Annotated in this window: 22 protein-coding genes; 20 read left to right on the top strand and 2 right to left on the bottom strand. The window is 45.6% G+C overall.

Annotation, left to right across the window (positions count from 1 at the left end; all coding sequences use genetic code 11):
* The first annotated feature begins 59 nt into the window (after positions 1 to 59).
* From metA to AC0VYE_RS25910, 9 genes are all read left to right on the top strand, one after another.
* On the top strand, positions 60 to 977 hold the full coding sequence (metA, locus tag AC0VYE_RS25950; protein ID WP_441876797.1) for a homoserine O-acetyltransferase MetA: 918 nt from the start codon (positions 60 to 62) through the stop codon (positions 975 to 977).
* Between the two features lie 30 nt (positions 978 to 1007).
* Positions 1008 to 2174, top strand: a complete 1167-nt coding sequence (locus tag AC0VYE_RS25945; RefSeq protein ID WP_076267588.1) for an aminotransferase class I/II-fold pyridoxal phosphate-dependent enzyme — start codon at positions 1008 to 1010, stop codon at positions 2172 to 2174.
* Positions 2174 to 3343 (top strand): trans-sulfuration enzyme family protein, encoded by a 1170-nt coding sequence (locus AC0VYE_RS25940; RefSeq protein WP_076267589.1) that lies wholly within the window; start codon positions 2174 to 2176, stop codon positions 3341 to 3343. Before AC0VYE_RS25945 ends, AC0VYE_RS25940 begins: the two co-directional genes overlap by 1 nt.
* A 166-nt stretch (positions 3344 to 3509) precedes the next feature.
* Entirely contained in the window at positions 3510 to 4646 is a 1137-nt protein-coding gene (mqnC, locus tag AC0VYE_RS25935; RefSeq protein WP_076267590.1) for a cyclic dehypoxanthinyl futalosine synthase, read from the top strand.
* 173 nt (positions 4647 to 4819) lie between these two features.
* Positions 4820 to 5752 (top strand): sporulation protein YtxC, encoded by a 933-nt coding sequence (gene ytxC / locus AC0VYE_RS25930; RefSeq protein WP_475443415.1) that lies wholly within the window; start codon positions 4820 to 4822, stop codon positions 5750 to 5752.
* Positions 5753 to 6201: 449 nt separating this feature from the next.
* Positions 6202 to 8139 carry a threonine--tRNA ligase gene (gene thrS / locus AC0VYE_RS25925; RefSeq protein WP_076267592.1) on the top strand — a complete coding sequence of 646 codons (1938 nt, stop codon included), beginning with the start codon at positions 6202 to 6204 and terminating at the stop codon, positions 8137 to 8139.
* Positions 8140 to 8199: 60 nt separating this feature from the next.
* Entirely contained in the window at positions 8200 to 8793 is a 594-nt protein-coding gene (locus tag AC0VYE_RS25920; protein ID WP_475443412.1) for a 3D domain-containing protein, read from the top strand.
* A gap of 61 nt (positions 8794 to 8854) precedes the next feature.
* A complete protein-coding gene (locus tag AC0VYE_RS25915) occupies positions 8855 to 8983 on the top strand; it encodes a hypothetical protein (RefSeq protein WP_256710855.1) in 129 nt (42 codons plus the stop codon).
* A gap of 182 nt (positions 8984 to 9165) precedes the next feature.
* On the top strand, positions 9166 to 9549 hold the full coding sequence (locus AC0VYE_RS25910) for a hypothetical protein (RefSeq protein ID WP_339204396.1): 384 nt from the start codon (positions 9166 to 9168) through the stop codon (positions 9547 to 9549).
* A gap of 68 nt (positions 9550 to 9617) precedes the next feature.
* On the opposite strand, the gene AC0VYE_RS25905 is transcribed toward AC0VYE_RS25910, so the two are convergent.
* Positions 9618 to 10913: an ammonium transporter gene (locus tag AC0VYE_RS25905; RefSeq protein WP_076267595.1), complete on the bottom strand. Its 1296-nt coding sequence runs from the start codon at positions 10911 to 10913 to the stop codon at positions 9618 to 9620.
* A gap of 263 nt (positions 10914 to 11176) precedes the next feature.
* On the opposite strand from AC0VYE_RS25905, the gene liaF reads away from it, so the two are divergent.
* The 11 genes from liaF (at position 11177) to serC (ending at position 23968) form a co-directional block, all read left to right on the top strand.
* On the top strand, positions 11177 to 12196 hold the full coding sequence (gene liaF, locus AC0VYE_RS25900; protein ID WP_475443409.1) for a cell wall-active antibiotics response protein LiaF: 1020 nt from the start codon (positions 11177 to 11179) through the stop codon (positions 12194 to 12196).
* A 7-nt stretch (positions 12197 to 12203) separates the two neighbouring features.
* A complete protein-coding gene (locus AC0VYE_RS25895; RefSeq protein WP_430060077.1) occupies positions 12204 to 13217 on the top strand; it encodes a sensor histidine kinase in 1014 nt (337 codons plus the stop codon).
* A 17-nt stretch (positions 13218 to 13234) separates the two neighbouring features.
* Positions 13235 to 13900 carry a response regulator gene (locus tag AC0VYE_RS25890; RefSeq protein ID WP_475443407.1) on the top strand — a complete coding sequence of 222 codons (666 nt, stop codon included), beginning with the start codon at positions 13235 to 13237 and terminating at the stop codon, positions 13898 to 13900.
* Between the two features lie 75 nt (positions 13901 to 13975).
* Positions 13976 to 14389 carry a YugN family protein gene (locus AC0VYE_RS25885; protein WP_475443405.1) on the top strand — a complete coding sequence of 138 codons (414 nt, stop codon included), beginning with the start codon at positions 13976 to 13978 and terminating at the stop codon, positions 14387 to 14389.
* A 191-nt stretch (positions 14390 to 14580) separates the two neighbouring features.
* A complete protein-coding gene (locus AC0VYE_RS25880; RefSeq protein WP_475443403.1) occupies positions 14581 to 16269 on the top strand; it encodes a S1C family serine protease in 1689 nt (562 codons plus the stop codon).
* A gap of 84 nt (positions 16270 to 16353) precedes the next feature.
* Positions 16354 to 17046: a response regulator transcription factor gene (locus tag AC0VYE_RS25875; protein WP_076267601.1), complete on the top strand. Its 693-nt coding sequence runs from the start codon at positions 16354 to 16356 to the stop codon at positions 17044 to 17046.
* 4 nt (positions 17047 to 17050) lie between these two features.
* Entirely contained in the window at positions 17051 to 18574 is a 1524-nt protein-coding gene (locus AC0VYE_RS25870) for a sensor histidine kinase (protein WP_475443401.1), read from the top strand.
* A 37-nt stretch (positions 18575 to 18611) separates the two neighbouring features.
* On the top strand, positions 18612 to 19592 hold the full coding sequence (locus AC0VYE_RS25865; RefSeq protein WP_339204386.1) for a 4-hydroxy-3-methylbut-2-enyl diphosphate reductase: 981 nt from the start codon (positions 18612 to 18614) through the stop codon (positions 19590 to 19592).
* Positions 19593 to 19890: 298 nt separating this feature from the next.
* Entirely contained in the window at positions 19891 to 20952 is a 1062-nt protein-coding gene (aroF, locus tag AC0VYE_RS25860; RefSeq protein ID WP_076267604.1) for a 3-deoxy-7-phosphoheptulonate synthase, read from the top strand.
* Between the two features lie 288 nt (positions 20953 to 21240).
* Complete coding sequence (gene glnA, locus AC0VYE_RS25855; RefSeq protein WP_076267605.1) at positions 21241 to 22665, top strand: type I glutamate--ammonia ligase; 1425 nt, start codon at positions 21241 to 21243, stop codon at positions 22663 to 22665.
* A 217-nt stretch (positions 22666 to 22882) separates the two neighbouring features.
* Complete coding sequence (gene serC / locus AC0VYE_RS25850; protein WP_475443397.1) at positions 22883 to 23968, top strand: 3-phosphoserine/phosphohydroxythreonine transaminase; 1086 nt, start codon at positions 22883 to 22885, stop codon at positions 23966 to 23968.
* 100 nt (positions 23969 to 24068) lie between these two features.
* Here the strand turns inward: serC and AC0VYE_RS25845 are convergent, their stop codons facing one another.
* Positions 24069 to 24791, bottom strand: coding sequence for a response regulator transcription factor (locus tag AC0VYE_RS25845; protein WP_076267607.1), 723 nt, complete (start codon positions 24789 to 24791; stop codon positions 24069 to 24071).
* Between the last annotated feature and the right edge of the window lie 40 nt (positions 24792 to 24831).

Raw genomic sequence — 24831 nt, 5'->3', positions numbered from 1 at the left:
AGCAGAAAGGGTCTTTTTCATGTTCAAGCGGTCATACTGCTTCTAGAGGAGTGATACCTATGCCAATTAAAGTGCCTGACAATTTACCAGCCAAAGAGGTATTGAACAACGAGAACATTTTCGTCATGGATGAGAGCATCGCCTACCATCAGGATATTAGGCCGCTCAGAATTGCGATTTTGAACTTAATGCCTACCAAGGAAACAACCGAAACGCAGCTGCTTAGACTTATCGGCAATACGCCGCTACAAGTTGAGGTTGTACTGCTGCATCCAAGAACACATACATCAAAGAACACCTCAGCCGATCATTTGGAATCCTTCTATAAAACATTCGATGAAATTTCGGATGAATATTATGATGGCCTCATCATTACAGGCGCGCCGGTAGAGCATATGCCTTTCGAGGATGTAAACTACTGGGAAGAGCTGAAAGAAATTATGGATTGGAGCGCAAGGCGCGTAACTTCAACTTTCCATATTTGTTGGGCTGCACAAGCCGGGCTTTATCATCACTTTAATGTTCCCAAATACAGCTTGGACAGCAAAATGTTTGGTGTGTTCCCGCACACAATTGAAAAACGCAATGTTAATTTGCTGAGAGGCTTTGATGAAATGTTTTTTGTTCCGCAGTCTCGTCATACAGAGGTACGCCGCGAGGACATCGAGAAGCTTGATACACTCGATATTTTATCGGAATCAGCGGATTCGGGCGTATACATCGTGGCTTCAAAAGACGGCAGACAAATTTTCGTTACAGGCCACTCCGAATATGATCCAACTTCACTTAAATATGAATATGATCGCGATCAAGCCAAAGGCCACCAAATAGATGTACCAAAAAATTATTTCCCAGGTGATAACCCAGCTAACCCGCCGTTATCAACATGGCGTGCGCATGCCAACCTATTATTCTCGAACTGGCTTAATTATTATGTTTACCAGCAAACACCGTATGATTTGGGTGGAGGCATTTAAAACCATATAATAAGGGAGCGCTATATAAAGATGAAGATAGAGAGCCATTTAGCACAGATTGGATCTATTAAAGAGCCTGTAACTGGAGCGGTAAGTTTTCCAGTGTACCAATCAACAGCATTTCGTCATCCTAAGCTGGGACAGAGTACAGGATTTGATTATGCGCGTACCAAAAGCCCAACCAGAGCGGTACTAGAAGAAGCGGCTGCACAATTAGAAGCAGGCGATGCGGCATTTGCCTGTAGCTCCGGCATGGCTGCGCTGCAAACGATATTCGCCTTATTTAGTCAGGGCGATCATTTGATCGTATCTCTTGATCTGTATGGCGGTACTTATCGCTTGTTGGAGCGGATCATGTCGAGATTTGGTGTGACGGCATCTTATGTGGATACCAACGATATTGATGCGATGGCGGCATTATGGACGCCGAACACAAAAGCGGTACTTATCGAAACACCAACTAACCCGCTTATGATGATTACGGATATTGAGAAAGTAACTGCGTGGGCAAAGTCAAAAGGCTTGCTTACTATTGTAGACAATACGCTGCTTACGCCTTTCTTCCAACGTCCTATAGAACTTGGTGCTGACATTATCATTCATAGCGCAACCAAATATTTAGGCGGTCACAATGACGTTCTTGCTGGTCTAATTGTAACCAAAGGCAAGGAGCTCTCCGATGAGATGGCCTTCCTGCACAATTCAATTGGAGCGGTGCTCGGGCCTCAGGATTCATGGCTTCTAATGAGGGGAATGAAGACGCTCGCTCTCCGTATGGAGCGCCACCAATTTAATGCTACCGCAATTGCTAATTATTTGCTTGAGCATTCAGCCGTTGAGGATGTTTATTATCCGGCATTGCCTCACCATCCAGGCCATGAAATTCAGAACAAACAGTCTTCCGGCAATACTGGCATTTTCTCATTCCGATTAAAGGACGCTCGTTATGTGGAGCCAATTCTTCGTCATATTAAGCTCATTGCATTTGCTGAGAGTTTGGGCGGAGTTGAATCCTTGATGACCTACCCAGCGGTTCAGACGCATGCTGATATTCCACTTGAAATTCGTCAAGCGATTGGCGTTGACGACCGTCTGCTTCGTTTCTCTGTTGGAATTGAGCATGCGGATGATTTGATCAGTGACTTGGCGCAAGCACTCGAAGCTGCCAAACGCGAAATCGAGGAGGTTAACAACTAATGGGCAACGACAACAAAATTCAACCTCAAGATCGCCGGTTTGCAACGAAGCTGCTGCATTTCGGAGCAGAAATTGACGAGCATACAGGAGCTTCAAGCGTACCAATTTATCAAGCTTCAACGTTCCATCATCATGATATTTTCAACCCGCCGCAATATGATTACAGCCGCTCGGGCAATCCTACACGCCAAGCGCTAGAGGATTATATCGCTTTGCTAGAGGGCGGTGCTCGCGGCTTCGCTTTTGCATCAGGCATGGCTGCAATTTCGACAACGTTTTTGCTGCTTTCTGCGGGTGAGCATGTCATCGTTACAGAGGATGTATACGGCGGAACTTACCGCTTGCTAACGACGATTTTGGATCGACTGGGCATTGAGTCTACTTTTGTAGATATGACGGATTTTGAAGCGGTTAAGGCGGCGCTTAAACCAAATACGAAAGCAGTATTTATGGAGACGCCTTCTAATCCGACACTCAAAATTACAGATATTGCAGAGACGACAGCATGGGCGAAAGAGCATGGCTTGCTTACGATACTTGATAATACGTTTATGACCCCTTATCATCAGCGTCCAATCGAGCATGGCGTCGATATCGTCTTGCACAGTGCGACAAAGTTTCTAGGCGGCCACAGCGATGTGCTGGCTGGGCTTGCAGTTACCGCAGATGAAGGATTAGGCAAACGCTTGAAACAGCTTCAAAACGGAATGGGAACGGTTCTGAGCGCCCAAGAATCATGGCTGTTGATGCGCGGCATGAAAACTTTGAAAGCTCGGATGGAATATAGCGAACAAAGCGCTCGCAGACTAGCTGAATGGTTGTCGGAGCATAAGGAAGTAACAGCGGTTTATTATCCTGGTTTAGAGAATCACCCCGGCCGGGCGATACATGAGAAGCAGTCGCTTGGGTATGGAGCTGTTGTATCTTTCGATGTTGGAAGTGGAGAACGTGCCAAATCTTTGCTGAGCAAGGTTCAAATTCCTTTAGTAGCTGTCAGCTTAGGTGCAGTAGAGAGCATTCTTTCTTACCCAGCTATGATGTCGCATGCAGCAATGCCAAGAGAAGTGCGTCATGCACGCGGCATAACGGACGGCTTGGTGCGTTACTCAGTTGGTCTAGAGGATATTGAGGATCTTATTGAAGATTTGGATAATGCGCTTCGTGCCTAAATGGGACTAAAAGAAAGGAAAGCACGGATGTTCTAACGAACATGCCGTGTTTTTCCTTATTTCAGGGCGAGATGCCATCATACGGCGGGTGACTTGCACTAGAGATCTATGTTAGGATGAAGTGATGGTTAGCATAAATAGAACGGAAATAAGGAGGTCTTGCGGAATGGGAACGTTGGACCATATTTTGGATAAAGCGTTGCGCGGCGAGCGTGTTTCGCTCGAAGAAGGCATGGAATTATTAGCTTCGGATCAGATTGAAAAGATGGGGCATGTAGCTAATCAAATTATGCTCAAGCATCATCCAGATCCAATAACGACTTTTGTTGTTGGTCGAAATGTAAACTACACGAACGTATGTGATGTTTATTGCCGTTTTTGCGCGTTTTATCGCGCTCCAGGCTCTAAAGAGGGTTATGTACTGCCTGACGATACGATTTTGAGCAAAATTCAAGAAACGATCGATGTGGGTGGAACTGAAATTTTGATGCAGGGCGGTACGAATCCAGATTTGCCGTTTACGTATTATTTGGATCTGCTTCGCAAAATTAAACAGCATTTCCCGGGCATAACGATGCATTCGTTCTCTCCAGCGGAAATTCAGAAGATGAAGGTTGTATCAGATGGCCTCTCCCTCGATGAAGTGATTAGACAACTGCATGATGCTGGACTTGATTCTTTGCCTGGCGGCGGCGCTGAAATTTTGGACGATCGCACACGCCGCAAGATCAGCCGCATGAAGGGCTCTTGGACGGACTGGATGGATGTGATGAAGTCTGCACACCGTCATGGTATGAATACGACTGCAACGATGGTTTATGGTCTAGGTGAGACCGTTGAAGAGCGCGCATTACATATGCTGCGCATCCGTGATGCTCAAGATGAGTGCATTGCGAACAAATATGATTCGACGGGGTTCTTGGCGTTTATTTCATGGCCTTTCCAGCCGGACAATACAAACCTGAAGCTTGAGAAAGCAAAGCCAGAGGAATATTTGCGTATTGTTGCAGCTAGCCGAATCATGCTTGATAATATTCCGAATTTCCAATCCTCTTGGGTGACGATGGGGCCTGAGATGGGCAAGTTATCTCTTTCCTATGGCTGCAATGACTTCGGAAGCACCATGATTGAGGAAAATGTCGTTTCAGCAGCTGGAACAACACATAAAGTGAACATTGAACTTATCCTTCAGCTTATTCGCGAGTGCGGCAAAATTCCGGCTCAACGCGATACAAAATATAATATTTTGAAGGTTTACAATGAATCCGATAAAGCAGATCTCGATTTTGTTATGCAAAATTAATGCTTTTTAGACCGATATAAGCAGTATCAATACGTTTGTTGAACTTCTCGCTCCAAAGTGGGAAGTTCGGCAAACGTTTTTTTGTATGCTTGCTTCCCTTACATTCCAATGTCTTCATCGTATATCCCCGAACGCGTCACCATATACTGATAAGGAAAGAAAGGGGTGAGCTGATGGAGCTATTCACGGTATCGTTACCTGCAAGTCTCCAAAAGTCGGTTAATAAACTAACTCAATTGTTGAAGGAACAAGCGCTTGTCGATTTACATATTGGCTCAAAAACGGAGCAAACAGCCGTCATCGAGTTTCAGCAGGTATCGGATCAAAATATAAGCTGTCTAGCGCTGTTGCCACATTTTCAGTTAAAAACGCATGGTCACATCGTATATAAAGCGGCGTCACTAGCTATAGCTGAATTTGTGGTAAGTGAGATGGAGCCAGGTATGCTTGCTGCTATTATTCGCAGAAAGTATCGCCATAACAGTTCAGCCGATACAGCTGCTATTGAGCGGTATTGTCATGATTTACTGCATGGGAAAGAATGGGATAGCCTTGGTACGAGATTTTTGGATGCGGATCGCCTAAGAAGGAAAAGCAAAGTGGCTGCAGAGGTCGAGCTTTTTTTGCAGGATAACACGGAGCTTAATGTGAAGGGGTTTACAACCTTCAGGCTTGAGCCCTATCGTAAAGAACTAGCCGAAGTTGTGGAATACGCATTAGATGAGTATGTGCTCGATAAACAATATCAGGAGTTTATTTCCCTGTTAAAATATTTTGTATTTCTTCAAGATACAAAGCTGCCTATGGTGCATTTGCTGCATAAGGGCGGTCATGAATTCATGCTCTATGACGAAAAGTTTCAACCGCTTGATCCGAACCCTCCAACCGATCGTATCGTAGCCGAAATGCTTGAAACGGAAATGAACATCGAAGACATGGTAATCAGCTCGCTGATTGCTGTATCTCCAAAGCATATTACGATTCATACGAGGCAGCAGGATATGCAAGTGATTCGAACGATTCAAACGATTTTTGACCAGCGTGTCACGCTTTGCACACAATGCGCATCCTGCAGCAGCAGCCTTGATGAACTCGTTCAGCCATAGGCGAATTAACGAAATTACTGTCTATTTGAAGCTTATAGCCTTGACCAAACGCGCAAGTCGAGCTATAATGACACACATATACGATGTAATCGGCAATGAAAAAGACATGTGTCTGTTTATGATATTTGGTCCAGAGAGAGGAAACTTGGCTGTAATTTCCTTCCACAATGTCCACAGGCGTACCCCTTTGAAGCTGTATGGCCCAACCTATAGCTGGTTTCTTATGAAGCTGAGTGCTATAGCAGTATGCTGTACCGGAAATCTCCGTTACCAGATAATACGAGGACTGCTGCGATAGGAATAAAGAGCAGTCGAAGTAGGGTGGAACCACGAGCACACAAGCACTCGTCCCTTTTTTAGGGATGCGTGCTTTTTTTGTGCTCTTTTTTTGCTTGAAATGATGAATGGAAGCGTAATTCGCTTACGGACAAAATGGAGGATGAACCAAAATGACAATTCAAATCACTTTGCCAGATGGCGCGGTAAGAGAATATGCGGCTGGCACAACTATTGAAGAAGTAGCAGGCTCGATCAGCTCGGGTTTGCGTAAAAATGCGATTGCCGGAAAAATCGATGGCAAAGTAGTCGATGTATACACACCTATCGAGAACAATGCTGCAATTGAAATCGTTACAGTAGATTCGGCAGACGGCCTTGAGGTATACCGCCATAGTACAGCCCACTTGCTGGCACAAGCGATCAAACGCATATACGGCAATGCTAATGTTAAGCTTGGAATTGGCCCGGTAATCGAAGATGGCTTCTACTATGATATTGATATGGAGCAATCGTTGACGCCTGAGGATCTTGTAAAGATCGAGAAGGAAATGGAAAAAATCGTTCAGCAAAACATCGACATTCGTCGTCGTGTAGTTAGCAGAGACGAGGCGCTTGCGATTTTCACTGAGCTTGATGATAACTTGAAGCTGGAGCTTATTCGTGATCTTCCTGCTGATTCGGTTATTACGATGTATGACCAAGGGGAGTTCTTCGATCTATGCCGTGGACCGCATTTGCCATCTACCGGCCGTATTAAAGCCTTTAAACTGCTTAGCGTAGCAGGTGCCTACTGGCGCGGAGATTCGAAAAATAAAATGCTGCAGCGTATTTACGGAACAGCTTTCCCTAAGAAAGCACAATTGGATGAGCATCTTCACTTCCTCGAGGAAGCTAAAAAACGCGATCACCGTAAACTAGGCCGCGAGCTAAAAATGTTTACATTCTCACGTGAGGTTGGCCAAGGCTTGCCGCTATGGCTGCCGAATGGCGCGAAGCTTCGCAGAACGATGGAGCGTTATATCGTGGATCTTGAGGAAAGACTGGGCTATGAGCATGTTTATACGCCGGTGCTTGCAAATGTGGAGCTTTATAAAACCTCCGGTCACTGGGAGCACTACAGCGAGGATATGTTCCCAAAAATGATTATGGACAACGAAGAGCTTGTTCTTCGTCCAATGAACTGTCCACACCATATGATGGTGTTCAAAAGCGACATGCGCAGCTACCGCGACCTGCCTGTTAGGATTGCTGAGCTTGGCACAATGCACCGCTATGAAATGTCAGGCGCGCTTACAGGCTTGCACCGCGTACGTGCCATGACGCTAAATGATGCGCATATCTTCTGTCGTCCGGATCAAATCAAAGAAGAATTTGCACGCGTGGTTAACTTGATCCGCAAAGTGTATGAAGATTTCGGAATTAAAGAGTATCGTTTCCGCTTATCTTATCGTGATCCTAAGGATACAGAGAAGTATTTCCAAAATGATGAGATGTGGGAAATGTCACAGCGCATGCTGCGTGAAGTGGTTGAGGAGCTGGAGCTTCCATTCTTTGAGGCTGAAGGCGAAGCTGCCTTTTACGGTCCTAAGCTTGACGTTCAAATTAAAACGGCGCTTGGCAAAGAAGAAACGTTGTCGACTGCACAGCTTGATTTCTTGCTTCCTGAACGTTTCGAGCTTGAATATGTCGGCGATGATGGCAAGAAGCACCGTCCGGTCGTTATCCACCGCGGCATTATAAGCACAATGGAAAGAATGACAGCTTTCTTGCTTGAGAACTTTGCTGGCGCGCTTCCATTGTGGTTGTCGCCAGTACAGGCGAAGGTTATTCCGGTATCGACTGCCTATGAGGAGTATGCCCGTAAAGTTGCCGAGCAGCTGCAAGAAAACGGCATTCGTGTAGAAAGTGATTTGCGCAATGAGAAGCTGGGCTACAAAATTCGTGAGGCCCAGCTGGAGAAAGCGCCTTACATGCTCGTAGTGGGCGAAAATGAAATGCAAGCTGAAGCCGTCTCCGTAAGGAAACGCGGTGAAGGCGATCTTGGCGCTATTCCAGTTGCAGAGCTGATTTCGCAGCTGCAAAAGCAGATCGCAAACAAAGAACAATAATAAGTTACGCATAAAGCTTGAGCCATCGGGGCATTATTCTTCTGAGGAGGAAGTACCCAGATGGCTACAAGCTTTTTTTATATTCAAAAAGGATTAACGGCATTGCTGCTCCTAACTGTTATCGTAATCGGTTTAGATACAAAGGGCGGCGATACGGTTCATGCTGAAGCATCAGCACCTGAGCAAAGCCCTGTTGCAAGCAAAAGCGACAACCTCGGCAAGTCAGAGGCAGCTGAGCGCACGAAGCCGAAAAAGGTTGAAGTTGTTGCTACAGGCTACACAGCTGGCGTAGAATCGACCGGTAAACGGCCTGGGCATCCACAATACGGAATCACCTATTCGGGCGTAAAGGTACGCAGGGATCAAGTCTCAACGATTGCGGCGGATACGAGGCTGTTTCCCATTGGGACGCTGCTCTATATACCTGGCTATGGCTATGGCGTGGTGGCTGATACGGGTTCAGCAATTAAGGGAAAACGCATCGACTTGTATTTTGAAACGATCAAGCAGGTGTATGAGCAGTGGGGCAAACGCACCGTTCATGTAGAGGTGCTGCGCATGGGAACGGGCAAGCTTTCGCAGGCATGGCTGAACAAAATAAACTTGGCTATAGAGGCCGGAAAGCCTATTCCGCAGACGTATTTAGAATCGTAAATGAGTCGTATAATAAGCGGCAAGAATGCCATACTATCAATGAAACGGGGAGGTGAATACAATGGCTAAAAACAAAAACAACAAAGCCCAAAACAATCAATACAATGCAGAATTCGCAGAAGAGTTTAACCAAAATAACGCTGCTAACAAACAAGCGGCAAACAATGCTCAGCAAAAAGCTGAGAAGTAATATTTTTTTGCTATGCCATGAGAAGGAAACTAAGGGGAACCGTTATCGGTTCCTCTTTTTATTTGTCCTCTGCTCATCGCAACGTTATTTTGATCTAAAAAAAAACAGTTTTCAAATGACTTCGGTTTGTTGTATGATTACATATGTAAGAAATAATAACATGACAAGACAGGTGAATACTCATGACAGATCCGATCATTCATTCAGGCTTTGTAATTGCTGCCCATCATCGTAAAGCGGGCGAGGTTTTACCTTTTATTGATGCTTACGTTGCTAAGAAAGAGCAGGAAATAGCTGAAATTGAACAGATGGTTGAGCGTTATGAGAAAAGAAGGCTGATGGAAGACCGCGCGTATCAATCGATGTCTACACTTCGAAGAATGCTGACTGGCAGGAAGCCTGATCATCATCTGGCCGTTGAATATATTCATTTTGTAAGAAAACCGATGGAAAAGGTTCGTGCGCTCCGTCTGGAAATCGAAAGTGCTCGCTCCATCAAAAACGTATCGGCTCCAAGCGATATTGTAACGGTATCCTATGAGCTGGCCAATGAGATGAACGATTAATGGAATGATCATTCTAAATAATAGCAAAGAACCGTCCAGGCCATTCCGGCTTGGGCGGTTCTTTATGTTTATTTGCTGTTTTTTAAGCGATCATAATCGAGGAAATCATGCTCCTGGCTGTATGCGGGAACACCGTGAATGCCAACATCGAGGCCGATGAGCTCCTCATCCTTGGAGACACGGACGGGCATAATTTTGCGGATCAGCCATAGTGCGCCCCAAGTTAAAGCGAAGCCCCATAAGGAAACTATTACGAGCCCTAATGCTTGAACGCCGAGCAAGTTGAAGCCTCCGCCATAAAATAAACCGTAGTAGCCCTTGCCTACGCCCTCTGCTAGCTCGGGAAGTGCGAATAAGCCGACTGCAATTGTTCCGATGCTGCCGCTGACGCCATGTACGGCAAAGGCGCCGACTGGATCGTCGATCTGCCTGCGTTCGAGCCATTCAGTGACCAGCACCATCGCGATGCCGGATACTGCGCCGATCCCAATTGCAGCGATGTCGGATACGAATGCGCAGCCTGCAGTAATACCTACGAGGCCGGCGAGTGAACCATTGATGACCATTGGCGGATCTGCTTTCTTGTAGCGGAACATTGTAAACAGAATACATGTTGCGCCGCCGGCAGCTGCCGAGAGCATCGTTGTAATCGCAATATGTCCGATTGAGCCGTTTGTAGCGCTAAGAGTACTGCCTGCATTAAACCCGAACCAGCCAAACCATAGAATGAATGCACCTACAGAAGCAAGCGGCAAGTTGGAAGGCGGAACGATATTGGCTTTGCCGTCTGGACTGAATTTACCGATTCTCGGACCAATGAAAATGGCTGCGGCGAGAGCGGAGAAACCTCCTAAAGCATGAATGACAGCAGAGCCTGCAAAATCGATCATGCCAAGCTTGCCAAGAAAGCCGCTGCTTGACCATACCCAGTGTCCGGCTAGCGGATAAATGAAGCCGGTCATTGCAATAGTGAGTAAAATATAAGCTCTGAAATTTATTCTTTCCGCTACTGCGCCCGACACGATTGAAATGACGGCTATAACGAATGCGCATTGGAATAACCAAAAGGTTTCGTGCGTAATATTTAGTTTTATGTGAGACAGGTCTCCGTTGATGAGAAAGCCGGTCGTTCCGATTATTCCGCCTGCGTCCTGCCCATACATGAGTGCGAAGCCAAAAAAGTAAAAAACGAGTGCGCCGAAAGCGATGTCGACAAAAACCTTCATGATGATGCTGACGGCATTCTTTTGCCTGACAAATCCTGCTTCAAGCAATGCGAAGCCGCCTTCCATGAGCAAGATCATGGCTGCTGTCAAAACGACCCAGATGGTATCTAGTCCTTTTGACAGTTCGATAACGTCCATTTCTTCATCTCCTATTCCTAATATTCATGCATAGCGGTCGCTATTTTCTTAATCCGTTCATCATTATAAATAGAAGACGTAAACAATGTCAACGCTCTGCGTTATGTTTCATGACGCATGTTAGGTTTAAAATGGATAGAATCAACAAAAGCTCAGTCTAGAGACTGACTAACAATTCAATCGGTCGTCCCTTTTTCTATTGCATGTTGTCCGTTATACTAAGAATATCAAACGACGATGGAATCGTAAGGAGCTGGTGCCGCATGAACGGAAACTTCGCAAACCGGTTATTCACCGGGTTAATCATCATTGCAGTTGGCGTCTTGTTTTTACTGAATCAAACGGGTCATGTGACCTTTGATATTGGAGATTTATTTTCTACCTATTGGCCTGTAATCATTATGATTGTAGGTATTCGCGGATTGTTGTCCAGCAGAACGTACGGCTCGGGTTCGAGCTGGTGGGGCGCGATTGTCCTATTAATCGGATGTGTATTTTTGGGACGCAATTTAAACTTGTTCTCATGGTCTATTGGCGACATCATTCCTTACATTTGGCCAATAGTTGTTATTTTAGTCGGAATCAATATTATTTGGAGACCAAGATCGAAACGCCAAACTCCGCCAACAGATGATTGGAAATCATACCGCCCTTACACAGATGAAGCGTCTGTTCCGCCAGCGCCGCCTCTTCACCCTGATCCAACGAAGCAGCCTGCGGACACGCACACGAAGGAAGAGAAGCAGGAAAGCGCATCAAACAAACCATATGATGACTTTACTGCCAGCAAGAAAGAGTATAAGGAATGGAAAAATCACCATAAATCAGAATACAAAAAAAATGAAAAAGAATGGAAACGAAATCATAAGGAGCATGTGGAATGGTGGAACCATAATGATTCCAATGTGCAGAATCGCTCCGGGTTTATAGGGGATATTCATATCGGTCATGATTATTGGGATTTAAAGCCGCTTAATATTTCCCATTTCATCGGTGATACCGTGCTTGATTTAACAAAAGCACAAGTATCCATGGGCGAAACCAAAATTCATGTATCTTCATTTATTGGCGATGTAAAAGTATACGTTCCGAATGATTATGAAGTAGGCGTACAGGTTGTATCAAGCGCCTTTATTGGCGATGTGAAGGTGCTTGGCCAGAAAGAAGGCGGATTGTTTACGAATATCAATATTCAATCGCCAACTTATCAGGAAGCTAACAAAAAAATTAAGCTGGTCGTCAGCACGTTTATCGGAGATGTTCGTGTTACAAAGGTAGGGTGATTCGAGTATGATGGTTCGGTTTTTGAGGAGCGGAAAGTGGGAGCTCATCGGAATGTTTGTCATCGCATCAACCGTGTCTCTAATACTTGGAGCGGTGGTCTGGAATGGACTCTTAGATGAAGTCAATAAGACGGAAGTGCGCCTAGGGGCTGCCTCCGTCTTCCTCCTTGTCAGCGTGGCGTTCGGTTACTGGGCGGCACAGCGCATTGGACGCCGAATTGATACGCTTCATTTATCGCTAAAGCAAGCTTCAAACGGCAACTATGGCGTTCGGATTACTGAGGGCGGTCATAATTCATTTAATGAGGTTTATCGCGAGTTTAATGAGCTCGCTCAGCAGATGGAAGAAAAGATGAAATGGCTGCAAGTACGCGGCGAAGAGTATGTGATGACGGAGTCTGCTTCTAATGAAGCGGCCGTGCTCGAGGAGCGCAAGCGTTTGGCTAGGGATTTGCATGATACGGTAAGCCAGCAGTTATTCGCTATCCATATGTGCGCTTCATCGCTTCCAAAGCTGCAGCAGGTTGATCGCGAACGAGCGGATTCTGTGCTCGAGCAGCTCGTCAATATGTCTAATTTGGCTCAGAAGCAAATGAGGAATTTCATCGCTCAACTGCGGCCTATGGAGCTTGAAGGTCGAACTTTATATGAAGCGCTTGATAAGTGGTTCCCTGATTATTGCCGCCAAAATAATTTGCAAGGTGAGCTGGAATGGCGCTTGAAGGAGCGTTTATCCGAAGCGAAGGAGCATCAGCTTTTTCTTATCGTCCAAGAAGCGATGGCGAATATCGTAAAGCATGCAAGCGCGAAGGGCTGCACGCTGACAATGGCAGATACGGAACGGCAGGTTAGCATGATTTTGCAGGATGATGGGGTTGGCTTCAAGGTAGATGAGGTGAGACGCGGTTCATATGGACTGTCTACGATGCAGGAGAGAGCGCAGAAGCTTGGCGGCGCGGCCGAAATTTGGAGCAAGTCTGGGAGCGGGACGAGGGTAAAGGTTACGATACCAAAAATGTAGCGGGGAGAGCATGAATAATGAATGCATCTGAACTAATAAAAGTAATGATCGTGGATGATCATGATATGGTAAGGACGGGCCTTCGAACTTATCTAATGCTGGAGCCAAAGCTTCATGTCATTGCAGAGGCGAGCAATGGACAATCAGCAATTGACTTGCTGAAGGCTAGCTCGGGTGAGAATAGACCTCATATTATTTTAATGGATCTGATGATGCCCGGCATGGATGGCATTGAAGCGACAAGGGCGATTATCTCGCATTTTCCTGATATGAAAATCGTAATGCTGACCAGCTTCCTCGAAGATGACAAAGTTTATGGCGCGATAGAGGCTGGCGCTGTCAGCTACGTGCTCAAAACCGTTTCTGCAGAAGAGCTTATTTATGCGATCAGCGGCGCATTCAAAGGAATGCCAGTCATGACTGCTGACGTATCGCAGGCGTTAACGAGAGGTTTAAGACAGAAGACCGCTCAGTCTGGCGATGAGGGGTTAACGGAACGTGAGAAGGAAGTTCTGCTGCTTATTGCAGATGGACAATCGAACAAAGAAATTGCAGAAGAGCTGCATATTAGTGTAAAAACAGTGAAAACACATGTCAGCAATTTATTGATGAAGTGTGAGCTTGACGACCGGACACAGCTTGCCGTGCTGGCCCATCGCAAGGGCTGGGCTAATCGCACATAAAGATGGAAATGGAAGGGTATACTACCTACTAGCAAAAAGAGATTAGAAATAAGCTAGTGCAAAGGAGACGCCTTCATGATACCCATTTCGTCCGTGCTGGAATCACGGGAGCAACATTTCTTAGAAACGAAAGAGCTGCTGGAGTCGCAGCAATTCACGCTTGGCGGCAACTGGGAGTACGCTGCTGGTTCCTTTGACCGCGCGCTTGATGATGCGAATAAGATTTGGCTTCGCATTCCTTTTGAAGTCATTGCTGGTCATATTGATGTTGGGGAAAAAGATAATGAAGCGAGGATTATACTCGGTACACCGTACGTGCTTAAGCATGAGTACAGAGAAGGAAATGATCCGGAAGCATCGGTTCGTGTAGTCGGAGCGCTGTTTGATCAATTCCAATCACCGTCGAATCCAGATGCTGAAGTAGAACCGCAGTGGATTGATCGCGCAAAAGAAACATTAAATGATATAGAGCAGCTTTTTCCGCATTGATTCACATCGTAAAAGCACTCAAAAAAACGCTGCCAAAATCATTTGGGAGCGTTTTTTTTATTTCTGTTTAAATTCCTTTTAAGTTTGTTTTAAGGTAGAATGTGCATGATAGAACTATATCAAATAACATGTTTCCGGATAGAATGCCAATTGGACGCATGATGCAATAAGATTCAAGGAGGAGAACGTACATGGACGATCAAAACAACAAAAAGGGATTTGACGACTTTTTCCGCAAAAATGAAGAGGGACATGGCTCAGCTGATAACAGCGAAAACGTAAATGACTCCGCGCAGCCTATTTCAAATGAGTCATCGGAGCAGCCGGCAAAGCCATCTTATTATTATTCGTATGGGCCGTATAAGGCGAATTCTCAAGAAGGCGGGAATCCTTCCGTTTCTGGCTACGGATCGGAAAAGCCTAAGCTGATTCAAGATCAGCCATACGGCAATACACATACACACGATACGCAAGCGCAGGCATCCAGTGCAGAAGAAGCGAATGTACAATCGGATTCAACAATGGAATCTGAACGGGCAAGATCACAATCGCCTATGCAATCCCAAATTCGAACGTTCACGCCGTCGCCGCAGTCCTCCAAAGGGCCATGGCAAGTAAGGGAACCGCGCCGGACTTCCTTTAAGGCTATTTTTTCATCGTTTCTAGCAGGTGTTCTTGTAGTAGGCAGCTTGATGTATACTGCGGACTTAAACAACTGGTTCACGAAAGAAGCCGCATTAACATCAAATACACAATCTAGCGGATCGGGTTCCACTGCTTCTGCGGGTACGACCAGCAATGGCGGTGCGGCTACAGTCGCAGATAGACCAGACAACATTGCTAAATTGTTCGAGACAGCAAGTCCAGCTGTAGTGAAAATCGAAACCTTCGTTAATACAGCAAAACGCAACAATAGCAACAACATGCTCGATGATTCGTTTTTCCGCCAATTTTTTGGCGATGATTACCCTGGAACGACACAGCCGGATGCAGGACAAAAGAATGAAGAAGGCAACATGCAGCAATCAGGCATCGGAACTGGGTTTTTCTTCGATTCAACAGGCTATATTTTAACGAATCAGCACGTAATCGGAGAATCAGATCAAATCAAAGTTATTGTTCAAGGCTATGATAAGCCATTCACGGCTGAATTGCTGGGTTCTAGCTATGACTTAGACTTAGCGGTACTTAAAGTAACAGGCGACAAAGCGTTCCCAACGCTTCCGCTTGGCAACTCGGATACGATTAATATCGGCGACTGGGTTGTTGCAATCGGTAACCCATACGGCTTCGATCATACGGTTACTGTTGGCGTATTAAGTGCCAAAGAACGTCCGATCGATATCCCTGACACACAGGGAGCGCGTAAATATGAGCATTTGCTGCAAACAGATGCTTCGATTAACCCAGGCAACTCTGGCGGACCGCTTCTGAATGTGAATGGTGAGGTCGTTGGCATTAATACGGCAGTAAGCTCGCAAGCCCAAGGCATTGGTTTCGCGATTCCGACGAGCACGATTCAAGATGTGCTGGAAAATCTTAAAAACAACAAGACGATTCCTAAGCCAGCCGCTCCATACATTGGCGCAGAGCTGCAGGATGTAACAGCGGATATTGCGAAGCAATTAGGCATGGATAAAGTAGAGGGCTCCATAGTGCGTAATGTATACTATAATTCACCAGCTTACTTGGCTGAATTGCAGCAGTTCGACGTCATCGTCGGCATTGACGGCAAGAAATACGCGAACACGCAAGCTCTTATCGATCAAATTAAAACCAAAAAAGTTGGCGATAAGATCGAGCTGAACATTTTGCGCAAAGGCAGTGCGATGAACTTGAAGGTTGAGATTGGTGATAAAAATACGTCAGGCGCTCAATAAAGCCTTAACTGATGGATAGAAACAAAAAGCGCAGAGAGACAGCAGGCTCTGTGCTTTTTGCTGCAAATAGAGGGGGACATGCCGTTGAGACAGCATATTGTAGTTGTAGATGATGATGATAAAATTATTTCTTTGCTTCGCAGAAGTCTAGCGTTTGAAGGTTATGAGGTAACTACCGCTTCGAATGGGATGGAAGGGCTGAAGGTGCTGCTTAAGACGGAGCCGGATCTGCTCATTCTTGATGTGATGATGCCTCAAGTGGATGGCTGGGAAGTTTGCCGCCGTGTGCGCGAGGGAGGCAGTACGGTGCCGATTATGATGCTGACGGCAAAGGATGATATCAATGACCGGGTCAAAGGGCTCGATCTTGGGGCTGACGATTATTTAGTTAAGCCGTTTGCGCTGGAGGAACTGCTTGCTCGGACACGCGCCTTGCTGCGCCGCAAAGCAGATAAAATCGAGCAATCAAGCAATCAGCTGCTTTATGAGGATTTGATTTTGGATATGGATGCCAGAGAAGCGATTCGCTCGGGTCGCCGTATTGAGCTAACGTCCAAGGAATACGATTTACTGCTGCTATTCATGGAAAATCCTCGGCGTGTACTTACGCGAGATGCAATTATGGAGAAGATTTGGGGTTATGACTTCAGCGGGGAGTCGAATGTGCTGGAGGTGTATATCGCGATGCTGCGCCAAAAGGTAGAGGACGGAGGCAAAAACCGACTCATTCAGACGGTTCGCGGCACCGGTTATGTGCTTCGCGGAGAGGCGGGTTAAGCTTATGTCCATTAGGCTCAGGCTAACGCTTTGGTATTCGGGTTTGCTTGCGGTAACGCTTCTTGTTTTTGGCGTTTCTATTTATGTTTTTTTAAATTGGAATACGTATTCTGATTTAAAGGAGCAATTAAAGAAACAGGATCAAAAACTTGTCGTTAGAGGTGGAACTACTTTTTGGGATCAATATGATTTGAATTTGGGACGAGAATCCCAAATTGAAGAGAAGGATATGTATATTCAAATCGTCAATTATATTGAAGGTGCAATAAGTCAGTCAAACAATTTAAATCAATTTGGAATCGTCCTCCCTTATCCTGAAGCATCGGATAAGCCTGAGCAGGGAGTAGTCGAAAAACGAGTGGAAATTAATAAGAAAAAGTACAATATGCTGATTCACCAACGCCCTATTTATACAAATGATGGAACCTTAGTTGGCCTTCTTCAGGTTGGTGCTATCCCATATAATGAAGAAAAATTTCTGCATAGTGTTCGTACGACGCTCATTTTCGCTTCTTTAATCGTTGTACTTATCGCCTTTACTATAGGTTTGCTAATTGCCCGTCAAGCCTTGCGTCCGATTGAGCGTGTTATTCGTGCAACAGAGCAAATTGAAAATGGTGCTGATCTCAGTGTGCGCATACCTGTCATGGGGCCGAAGGATGAAGTTGGAAGGCTTGTGAGTACGTTAAACGTGATGCTTGCGCGTTTGGAGATGGCATACAATGAGCTTGATGAAGCTTACAAGGCGCAGCGCAGGTTCGTATCTGACGCGTCTCATGAGCTTAGGACGCCTTTGACGACGATTCGAGGCAATATTGAGCTGCTTGAGCGGATGTGGACGCGAGTTCGAGAGACGAATAGAGACATCGATACGGGCGAGTGGCTGCCGCTGGATTCGGATCGATGGGATATGTCCAAAGAAGCGATGAGCGATATATCTGCCGAGGCGATTCGTATGAGTACGCTTGTTAATGATCTGCTTGCGCTTGCGAGAGCAGATGCGGGTTATACGATGGAGAAGACGCCGCTTGACCTGCTGCCGCTTACAGAGGAGGTTGTGCGAAGAGCACAGCTGCTCCCGCGTACAGCTGAATGGAAGCTTGGCGATCTATCGGCATTGGATGGGGTACGCGTCAATGCCAATCACAATTATTTGCAGCAGCTGTTGTTTATTTTTATTGAGAATGCATTCAAATATACGTCGGAGGGTACGGTTGAGCTGAGTGCGGTCAGAACGGATTTACAAATCGGCTTCGTGATCCAAGATACAGGGATTGGGATGAATCCAGATGAAATCCCGCATATTTTCGATCGCTTCTATCGAGCGGACGAATCACGGGGGGTTACCGTCGGTACAGGTCTTGGATTATCCATAGCAAAATGGATTATTGATGAGCATAAAGGCTCTGTAGAAGTGCTCACCAGCGAGGGAAATGGAACGAAGTTTACGATTTGGCTTCCAATTAGCTTTTCTGACACGTCTCATTCGTCTATAATAGTAGCAACGGATGAAATGAAGGATTCATAGCTGTTACGCATATCCGGTCAGAAAGCAGGTGCAATAAATGGAAATCGTTAGAATATCACCGCGTGGTTATTGCTATGGCGTCGTCGACGCGATGGTACTGGCTTTGCAAACGGTCAAAAACTTGGAGCTGCCGCGACCTATTTATATATTAGGTATGATTGTCCATAATGCCCATGTTACAGAAGCATTCGAGCAGGAGGGTGTCATTACGCTTGATGGTGCCAACCGACTCGACATTTTGGATCAAATCGAACAAGGCACCGTTATATTTACAGCGCATGGCGTCTCGCCAGAAGTGCGTCAGCGTGCTCGTGACAAGGGGCTTTCCGTTGTGGATGCGACATGTCCTGACGTTACGAGAACTCATGATCTCATTCGCGATAAATCGGCGGAAGGCTATCATATTATTTATATTGGCAAGAAGGGCCATCCTGAGCCCGAAGGAGCGATCGGCGTAGCGCCGGAGCAGGTTCACCTCATCGAAAAGGAAGAGGAAATTGCTGCGCTTAATGTGCCGGAAGGGCGCATTCTTATAACGAACCAAACGACGATGTCGCAATGGGATATTCGTCATGTGATTAGCAAGCTCCTTGAGCGTTATCCTACTGCAGAGGTTCATAATGAAATCTGCATGGCCACTCAGGTTCGTCAAGAGGCGGTTGCAGAGCAAGCAGGCGAAGCGCAGCTTACGATCGTAGTTGGCGATCCGCGAAGCAACAACTCGAATCGTCTAGCACAAGTATCCGAGGAGATCGCAGGAGTGAAAGCTTACCGCGTTTCCGATGTGTCAGAGATTGAACAGGAATGGCTGAAAGGCATCGATCGTGTCGCAGTTACGTCTGGTGCGTCTACGCCGACGCCGCTTACGAAAGAGGTCATTACTTATTTAGAGCAGTACGATCATAATAATCCGGAGACATGGGAGATCCGTCGTACGGTCAATATGAATAAGCTGCTGCCTAATGTTCGAGTGAAGTCGACGCCAGCGGCAACGGCAACCGCAGAGAAACCTGAATAAATAGCTAACATGAAGAGTGAGATGAGACTGGTGATTGATGCAGAAAAAGCATCATGAATGAGTTTCATCTCCTTTTTTATTATGACAGGGGTTGACGAAAATAAGTTTCTCTTGTATATTTACTTTAGCGGTTAAAAGCGTAGAAGCTTAAAAGCTACGAAGCATAAAAGCCATAAAGTGGATATCCAATGAGATATGAAAAAATGAGGCGCGCTTCGTGCGATGCCATGCATTTATTAAGTAAAAGTTTGTACATTTTTTTTGCCCAAATCCCACAATAAATTTAGGAGTGATCCCTATGATCGTTATCACGAATTCAAATATTGCAGAAGAACGCATTACAGAAATTGTTGCTCATATTGAAAGAGCAGGAGTTCAAGCACATGTATCAAGAGGTACGGATCGCACAGTAATTGGAATTATTGGCAAAGCAGAACCTACGCTTGCTGAGCATTTGCGTCAAATGAAAGGTGTGGAGAACGTTATTAAAATTTCGAAATCATACAAGCTAGCAAGCCGCGACTTTCATCCGGATGATACAGTTATTGACATAAAAGGCGTGAAAATCGGCGGAAGCAATCTTGTTATAATGGGCGGACCTTGTGCTGTTGAAACACCGGAGCAAATCGACGAGATTGCTCGTTTAGTAAAAGCGGCTGGCGGACAGGTGCTGCGAGGAGGCGCCTTCAAGCCGCGCACAGGGCCTTACAGCTTCCAAGGCGTAGGTGTGGAAGGGCTTGTTATGATGGCGGAAGCGGGTAAGAAGCACGGCCTTCTGACGATTACAGAGGTCATGACGCCAGAATACGTGGATGTATGCGCAGAATATGCTGACATTCTTCAAGTAGGTACACGCAATATGCAAAACTTCGATTTGCTGCGCAAGCTTGGAACGATTCAAACGCCTGTACTGCTTAAACGTGGATTCAGCTCAACCTATGACGAGTTTTTGAATGCCGCGGAGTATATTTTGGCAGGCGGCAATCCAAATGTCATGTTGTGTGAACGCGGAATCCGAACATTCGAAACTTACACTCGCAATACGCTTGATTTATCTGCAATTCCAGTTCTTCAATCTCTCAGCCATCTGCCAGTTATTTCTGACCCGAGCCATGGAACAGGCCGTCGTGAGCTGGTTGAGCCTATGTCGAAAGCTTCAGTAGCGGCTGGCGCGAATGGATTGATCGTTGAAATGCATACCGATCCAGATAACTCGATGACTGGCGATGGGGTACAATCCTTGTTCCCGGACCAATTCGCTAACTTATTGAAGGACCTAGAGAAGCTGGCACCTATCGTAGGCAAACAGTTTGATACGCCAAAAGCACCAGCAGAAGCTTTTGTAGAGTGGAAAATCTAACATAACATCAAACCAAACTTTGTCATCTTAGGATGGCAAAGTTTTTTGTTTTTTGTGTAACCGTTCTCAAAAAGCCTTATAAATCAAAGGATCTCAGCTTTTTTTATTGAGGATTTGTGAACAAACGTACAAACTTGTAAGTATACCTAACATGAGTTCAAAAAATACCTTACATAGCTATTGACGGAGATTGAGGGCTAGTTTTATAATAACCACATGGATTTGGAGCAATAATTGAACAATACTTGTTCAACACTACGCTAATGTTCGGAAATGGAGGAAATTATAATGTCAGTTCAAAATGTTTTGGACAATATTAAAGAAAACAGCATTATGTTTGTAGATTTCCGCTTCGTGGATCTTCTAGGTAAGGCTCACCACATCACGCTTCCTGCTGCTGAGGTTGATGCTGATACTTTTGTAAACGGAGTAGCTTTTGATGGATCATCAATCCACGGTTTCCGCGGTATCGAAAATTCCGATATGGTTATGATGCCGGATACAGAATCCGTATTTATTGATCCTTTCACTGATCATCCTACACTGAACGTTATGTGTAATATTCATACACCTGAAGGCGATCGTTATGACCGTGACCCACGTAGCATCGCTCAAAAGGCTGAAGAGTATCTTCAAACTACGGGTATTGGTACGACAGCATTTTTTGCACCAGAACCTGAATTCTTTATTTTCGACGAAGTTCGCTATGAAAGCACAATGAACGCATCCTCTTATGTTGTTGAATCCGAGGAAGCTGGCTGGAACACGAACCGTAAAGAAGAGGGCGGAAACCTTGGTTCGAAAATTCCAGTTAAAGGCGGCTATGTTCCTGTAGCTCCAATCGACTCCCAACAAGACATCCGCAGCGAAATGGTTCGCCTATTGCAGGAATCAGGCCTTCGCGTAGAACGTCATCACCATGAAGTTGCAACTGCTGGTCAAGCAGAGATCAACTTCCGTTTTGACACATTGACAAAAACAGCCGACAATCTTATGAAATTCAAATATATTATTCACAACACAGCTCGCCAATATGGCAAAACGGCTACTTTCATGCCGAAGCCACTATTCGGTGACAACGGTAGCGGTATGCACGTTCATGCTTCTATCTTCAACGGCGATACTCCTTTGTTCTATGACAAAGGCGCTTACGCTAACCTAAGCGAAATGGCTATGCACTACATCGGCGGCGTACTTTACCACGCTCCGGCTTTGATCGCAATCACTAACCCAAGCACGAACTCATTCAAACGTCTTGTGCCTGGTTACGAAGCGCCGGTTAACCTTGTATTCTCAAAAGGTAACCGTTCTGCAGCCGTTCGTATTCCGATTGCAGCTGTAACGCCTAAAGGCTGTCGTATTGAATTCCGTACGCCGGACAACACAGCTAACCCTTACCTTGCATTTGCAGCGATGCTGCTTGCAGGTCTGGACGGCATCAAGCGCAAGCTTGATCCAGTAGCTCTTGGTTACGGTCCTTTCGACAAAAACATCTACGAATTGCCAGAAGAAGAGAAAAAAGAAATCCGCAGCGTTCCTGGAACGCTTGACGAGGCGCTTAATGCCCTTGAAGCAGATTCCGATTTCTTGACTGAAGGCGGCGTATTCTCCAAAGACTTCATTGACAACTACGTTGCAGTAAAACGTCAAGAAGCTAAAGCTGTTGCAATCCGTATTCATCCGCATGAGTTCAGCCTTTACTACGATTGCTAATCAATCGTTCAAGAAATATAAGAAACGGGTCCCTCAGGGACCCGTTTTTTTATGGTTTGTAAAGATAAAATGAACGAAATCCGAATGTTTATTGACAGTATTGCGTCATACGTTCGACTTTTAATTTATTTAATATGCGGAATACACTTGATGCAGCCCTTCAAAATTGCTATCATATCCATATCATAAATAAAGAAACAGAGGTGGGTATCCGAAGATGACACGAGCATTTAATTTTAATGCAGGACCAGCCGCAATACCACTTGAGGTGCTGAAGCAAGCCCAAGAGCAATTTGTTGATTATCAGGGCGCAGGGATGTCCATTATGGAAATGTCTCACCGCAGCAAAATGTATGAAGAAGTGAACAATCAATCGCAAGCCCTGCTTCGTGAATTGTTCGGAATTCCAGAAAACTATGAAGTTTTATTGCTGCAAGGCGGCGCGAGCACACAGTTTGCTATGCTTCCTCTGAATCTTCTGCAGCCTGGCAAGCCAGGCGCTTACGTCATGACAGGAGCTTGGGCTGACAAAGCGCTTAAAGAAGCGAAACTTGTCGGAGAAACGGTTATTGCCGCTTCGACTGAAGCTGACAAATTTATGCGTATGCCGACTTTGTCAGAAATTGAAGTACCGGGCAATGCTTCCTATGTACATTTAACATCAAATGAAACGATCGGCGGAACGCAGTTCCAAGAATTCCCTGATACTGGTGATGTGCCACTTATAGCGGATATGTCCAGTGATATTTTGAGCAGACCGATTGATGTAAGCAAATTTGGCGTCATTTATGCCGGCGCACAAAAAAATCTAGGTCCATCAGGCGTTACCGTTGTCATCATTCGTAAGGATCTTATCGAGAGCAGCAACAAAACGATTCCAACGATGTTCCGTTACAGCACGCATGCGAAGAGCGGCTCGTTGTACAATACACCGCCGTCTTTCTCGGTATATATGGTGAAGCTGGTTCTGGAGTGGATCAAGGCAAAAGGCGGAGTTTCTCAGCTTGAACAGTACAACCGCGACAAAACGAAGCTGATCTATGACGCTATCGATCAAAGCAGCGGCTTCTACACGGGCTGTGCTCAGCCGCAAAGCCGTTCGCTTATGAATATTACTTTCCGTATTCAAACGGAGGAGCTTGAGGCTCTGTTCGTTAAGGAGTCGTTGAAAGAAGGTTTTGAAGGCTTGAAGGGTCATCGCGATGTTGGCGGCCTAAGAGCTTCAACGTACAATGCGGTTCCGCTTGAGAGCTGTCAGGCGCTTGCACAATTCATGGCTGACTTCCAAAAACGGAACGGTTAATAAGTAGTTTTGATTTCACGCCTATTATTGCTAGAATAGAAACAGCCTGCTTCTAATATAGAAGCAGGCTGTTTTTTTGGGTATAGACGTTATAAGTTCATTAAGCTTGGGCAAGACTGCTCTCAGCAATATGAGGACCGTTTAATTTATAACCGACATTGCGGACGGTCATAATATATTCCGGCGTCCGTGCGTTTTTCTCGATCTTGTCGCGCAGATGGCTAATATGAACGTCGACGATTCGTGTGTCACCGAGGAAATGGTAATCCCATACGCCGTGCAGCAGCTGCTGGCGACTAAGCACTTTTCCTTTGTGGCGGCATAGGAACAATAGCAGTTCAAATTCCTTTGGCGTAAGCTCAACGGATTTGCCGTCTATGAATACTTCACGCTGTTCAACCTGAACCTTCAAGCGGCCAATGTTGAACGTTGTATCATCAGCAGTGCCTGGAAGCGATTGAACTCGGCGGAATATAGCTTGAATACGAGAAACAAGCTCTTGCGGGCTAAAAGGTTTAGTCATATAGTCATCGGCACCATTATCAAGCCCAGCTATTTTATCGGTTACGTCTTGAAGTGCAGTCAGCATAACGATGGGTACTGCATTGCTTTGCTTGCGCAGCTCGCGGCAAACTTGGAGTCCATCCATTTTTGGCAGCATGAGATCTAGAACAATTAAGTCGGGACGGAAAGGCTTAAGCATTTCGAATACAGCTTCACCATCACCTACACAACGTACATCATAACCTGCCAGCTTTAAGTTAAATTCAATCAACATTGAAATAGATGGTTCGTCATCCACGATCAAAATTTTTTTTCGCATGATTCAGCTCTCCTCCATGTGTTTCCGCCTATTATGGTTC

The organism is Pristimantibacillus sp. Z349TD_6 (genome assembly GCF_056173205.1).
The sequence above is the reverse complement of the archived record's forward strand: the minus strand, read 5'-3'. Positions and strand labels throughout refer to the sequence as shown.

What these genes read in the sequence shown, in the direction of transcription:
- mqnC (WP_076267590.1), top strand. Translation starts at nt 3,510, where the DNA reads ATGGGAACGTTGGACCATATTTTGGATAAAGCGTTGCGCGGCGAGCGT.
- aroF (WP_076267604.1), top strand. Translation starts at nt 19,891, where the DNA reads ATGATCGTTATCACGAATTCAAATATTGCAGAAGAACGCATTACAGAA.
- AC0VYE_RS25895 (WP_430060077.1), top strand. Translation starts at nt 12,204, where the DNA reads ATGATGGTTCGGTTTTTGAGGAGCGGAAAGTGGGAGCTCATCGGAATG.
- AC0VYE_RS25905 (WP_076267595.1), bottom strand. Translation starts at nt 10,913, where the DNA reads ATGGACGTTATCGAACTGTCAAAAGGACTAGATACCATCTGGGTCGTT.
- ytxC (WP_475443415.1), top strand. Translation starts at nt 4,820, where the DNA reads ATGGAGCTATTCACGGTATCGTTACCTGCAAGTCTCCAAAAGTCGGTT.
- AC0VYE_RS25890 (WP_475443407.1), top strand. Translation starts at nt 13,235, where the DNA reads ATGAATGCATCTGAACTAATAAAAGTAATGATCGTGGATGATCATGAT.
- AC0VYE_RS25910 (WP_339204396.1), top strand. Translation starts at nt 9,166, where the DNA reads ATGACAGATCCGATCATTCATTCAGGCTTTGTAATTGCTGCCCATCAT.
- AC0VYE_RS25940 (WP_076267589.1), top strand. Translation starts at nt 2,174, where the DNA reads ATGGGCAACGACAACAAAATTCAACCTCAAGATCGCCGGTTTGCAACG.
- glnA (WP_076267605.1), top strand. Translation starts at nt 21,241, where the DNA reads ATGTCAGTTCAAAATGTTTTGGACAATATTAAAGAAAACAGCATTATG.
- liaF (WP_475443409.1), top strand. Translation starts at nt 11,177, where the DNA reads ATGAACGGAAACTTCGCAAACCGGTTATTCACCGGGTTAATCATCATT.
- serC (WP_475443397.1), top strand. Translation starts at nt 22,883, where the DNA reads ATGACACGAGCATTTAATTTTAATGCAGGACCAGCCGCAATACCACTT.
- AC0VYE_RS25845 (WP_076267607.1), bottom strand. Translation starts at nt 24,791, where the DNA reads ATGCGAAAAAAAATTTTGATCGTGGATGACGAACCATCTATTTCAATG.
- AC0VYE_RS25885 (WP_475443405.1), top strand. Translation starts at nt 13,976, where the DNA reads ATGATACCCATTTCGTCCGTGCTGGAATCACGGGAGCAACATTTCTTA.
- metA (WP_441876797.1), top strand. Translation starts at nt 60, where the DNA reads ATGCCAATTAAAGTGCCTGACAATTTACCAGCCAAAGAGGTATTGAAC.
- AC0VYE_RS25865 (WP_339204386.1), top strand. Translation starts at nt 18,612, where the DNA reads ATGGAAATCGTTAGAATATCACCGCGTGGTTATTGCTATGGCGTCGTC.
- AC0VYE_RS25880 (WP_475443403.1), top strand. Translation starts at nt 14,581, where the DNA reads ATGGACGATCAAAACAACAAAAAGGGATTTGACGACTTTTTCCGCAAA.
- thrS (WP_076267592.1), top strand. Translation starts at nt 6,202, where the DNA reads ATGACAATTCAAATCACTTTGCCAGATGGCGCGGTAAGAGAATATGCG.
- AC0VYE_RS25915 (WP_256710855.1), top strand. Translation starts at nt 8,855, where the DNA reads ATGGCTAAAAACAAAAACAACAAAGCCCAAAACAATCAATACAATGCA.
- AC0VYE_RS25920 (WP_475443412.1), top strand. Translation starts at nt 8,200, where the DNA reads ATGGCTACAAGCTTTTTTTATATTCAAAAAGGATTAACGGCATTGCTG.
- AC0VYE_RS25945 (WP_076267588.1), top strand. Translation starts at nt 1,008, where the DNA reads ATGAAGATAGAGAGCCATTTAGCACAGATTGGATCTATTAAAGAGCCT.
- AC0VYE_RS25870 (WP_475443401.1), top strand. Translation starts at nt 17,051, where the DNA reads ATGTCCATTAGGCTCAGGCTAACGCTTTGGTATTCGGGTTTGCTTGCG.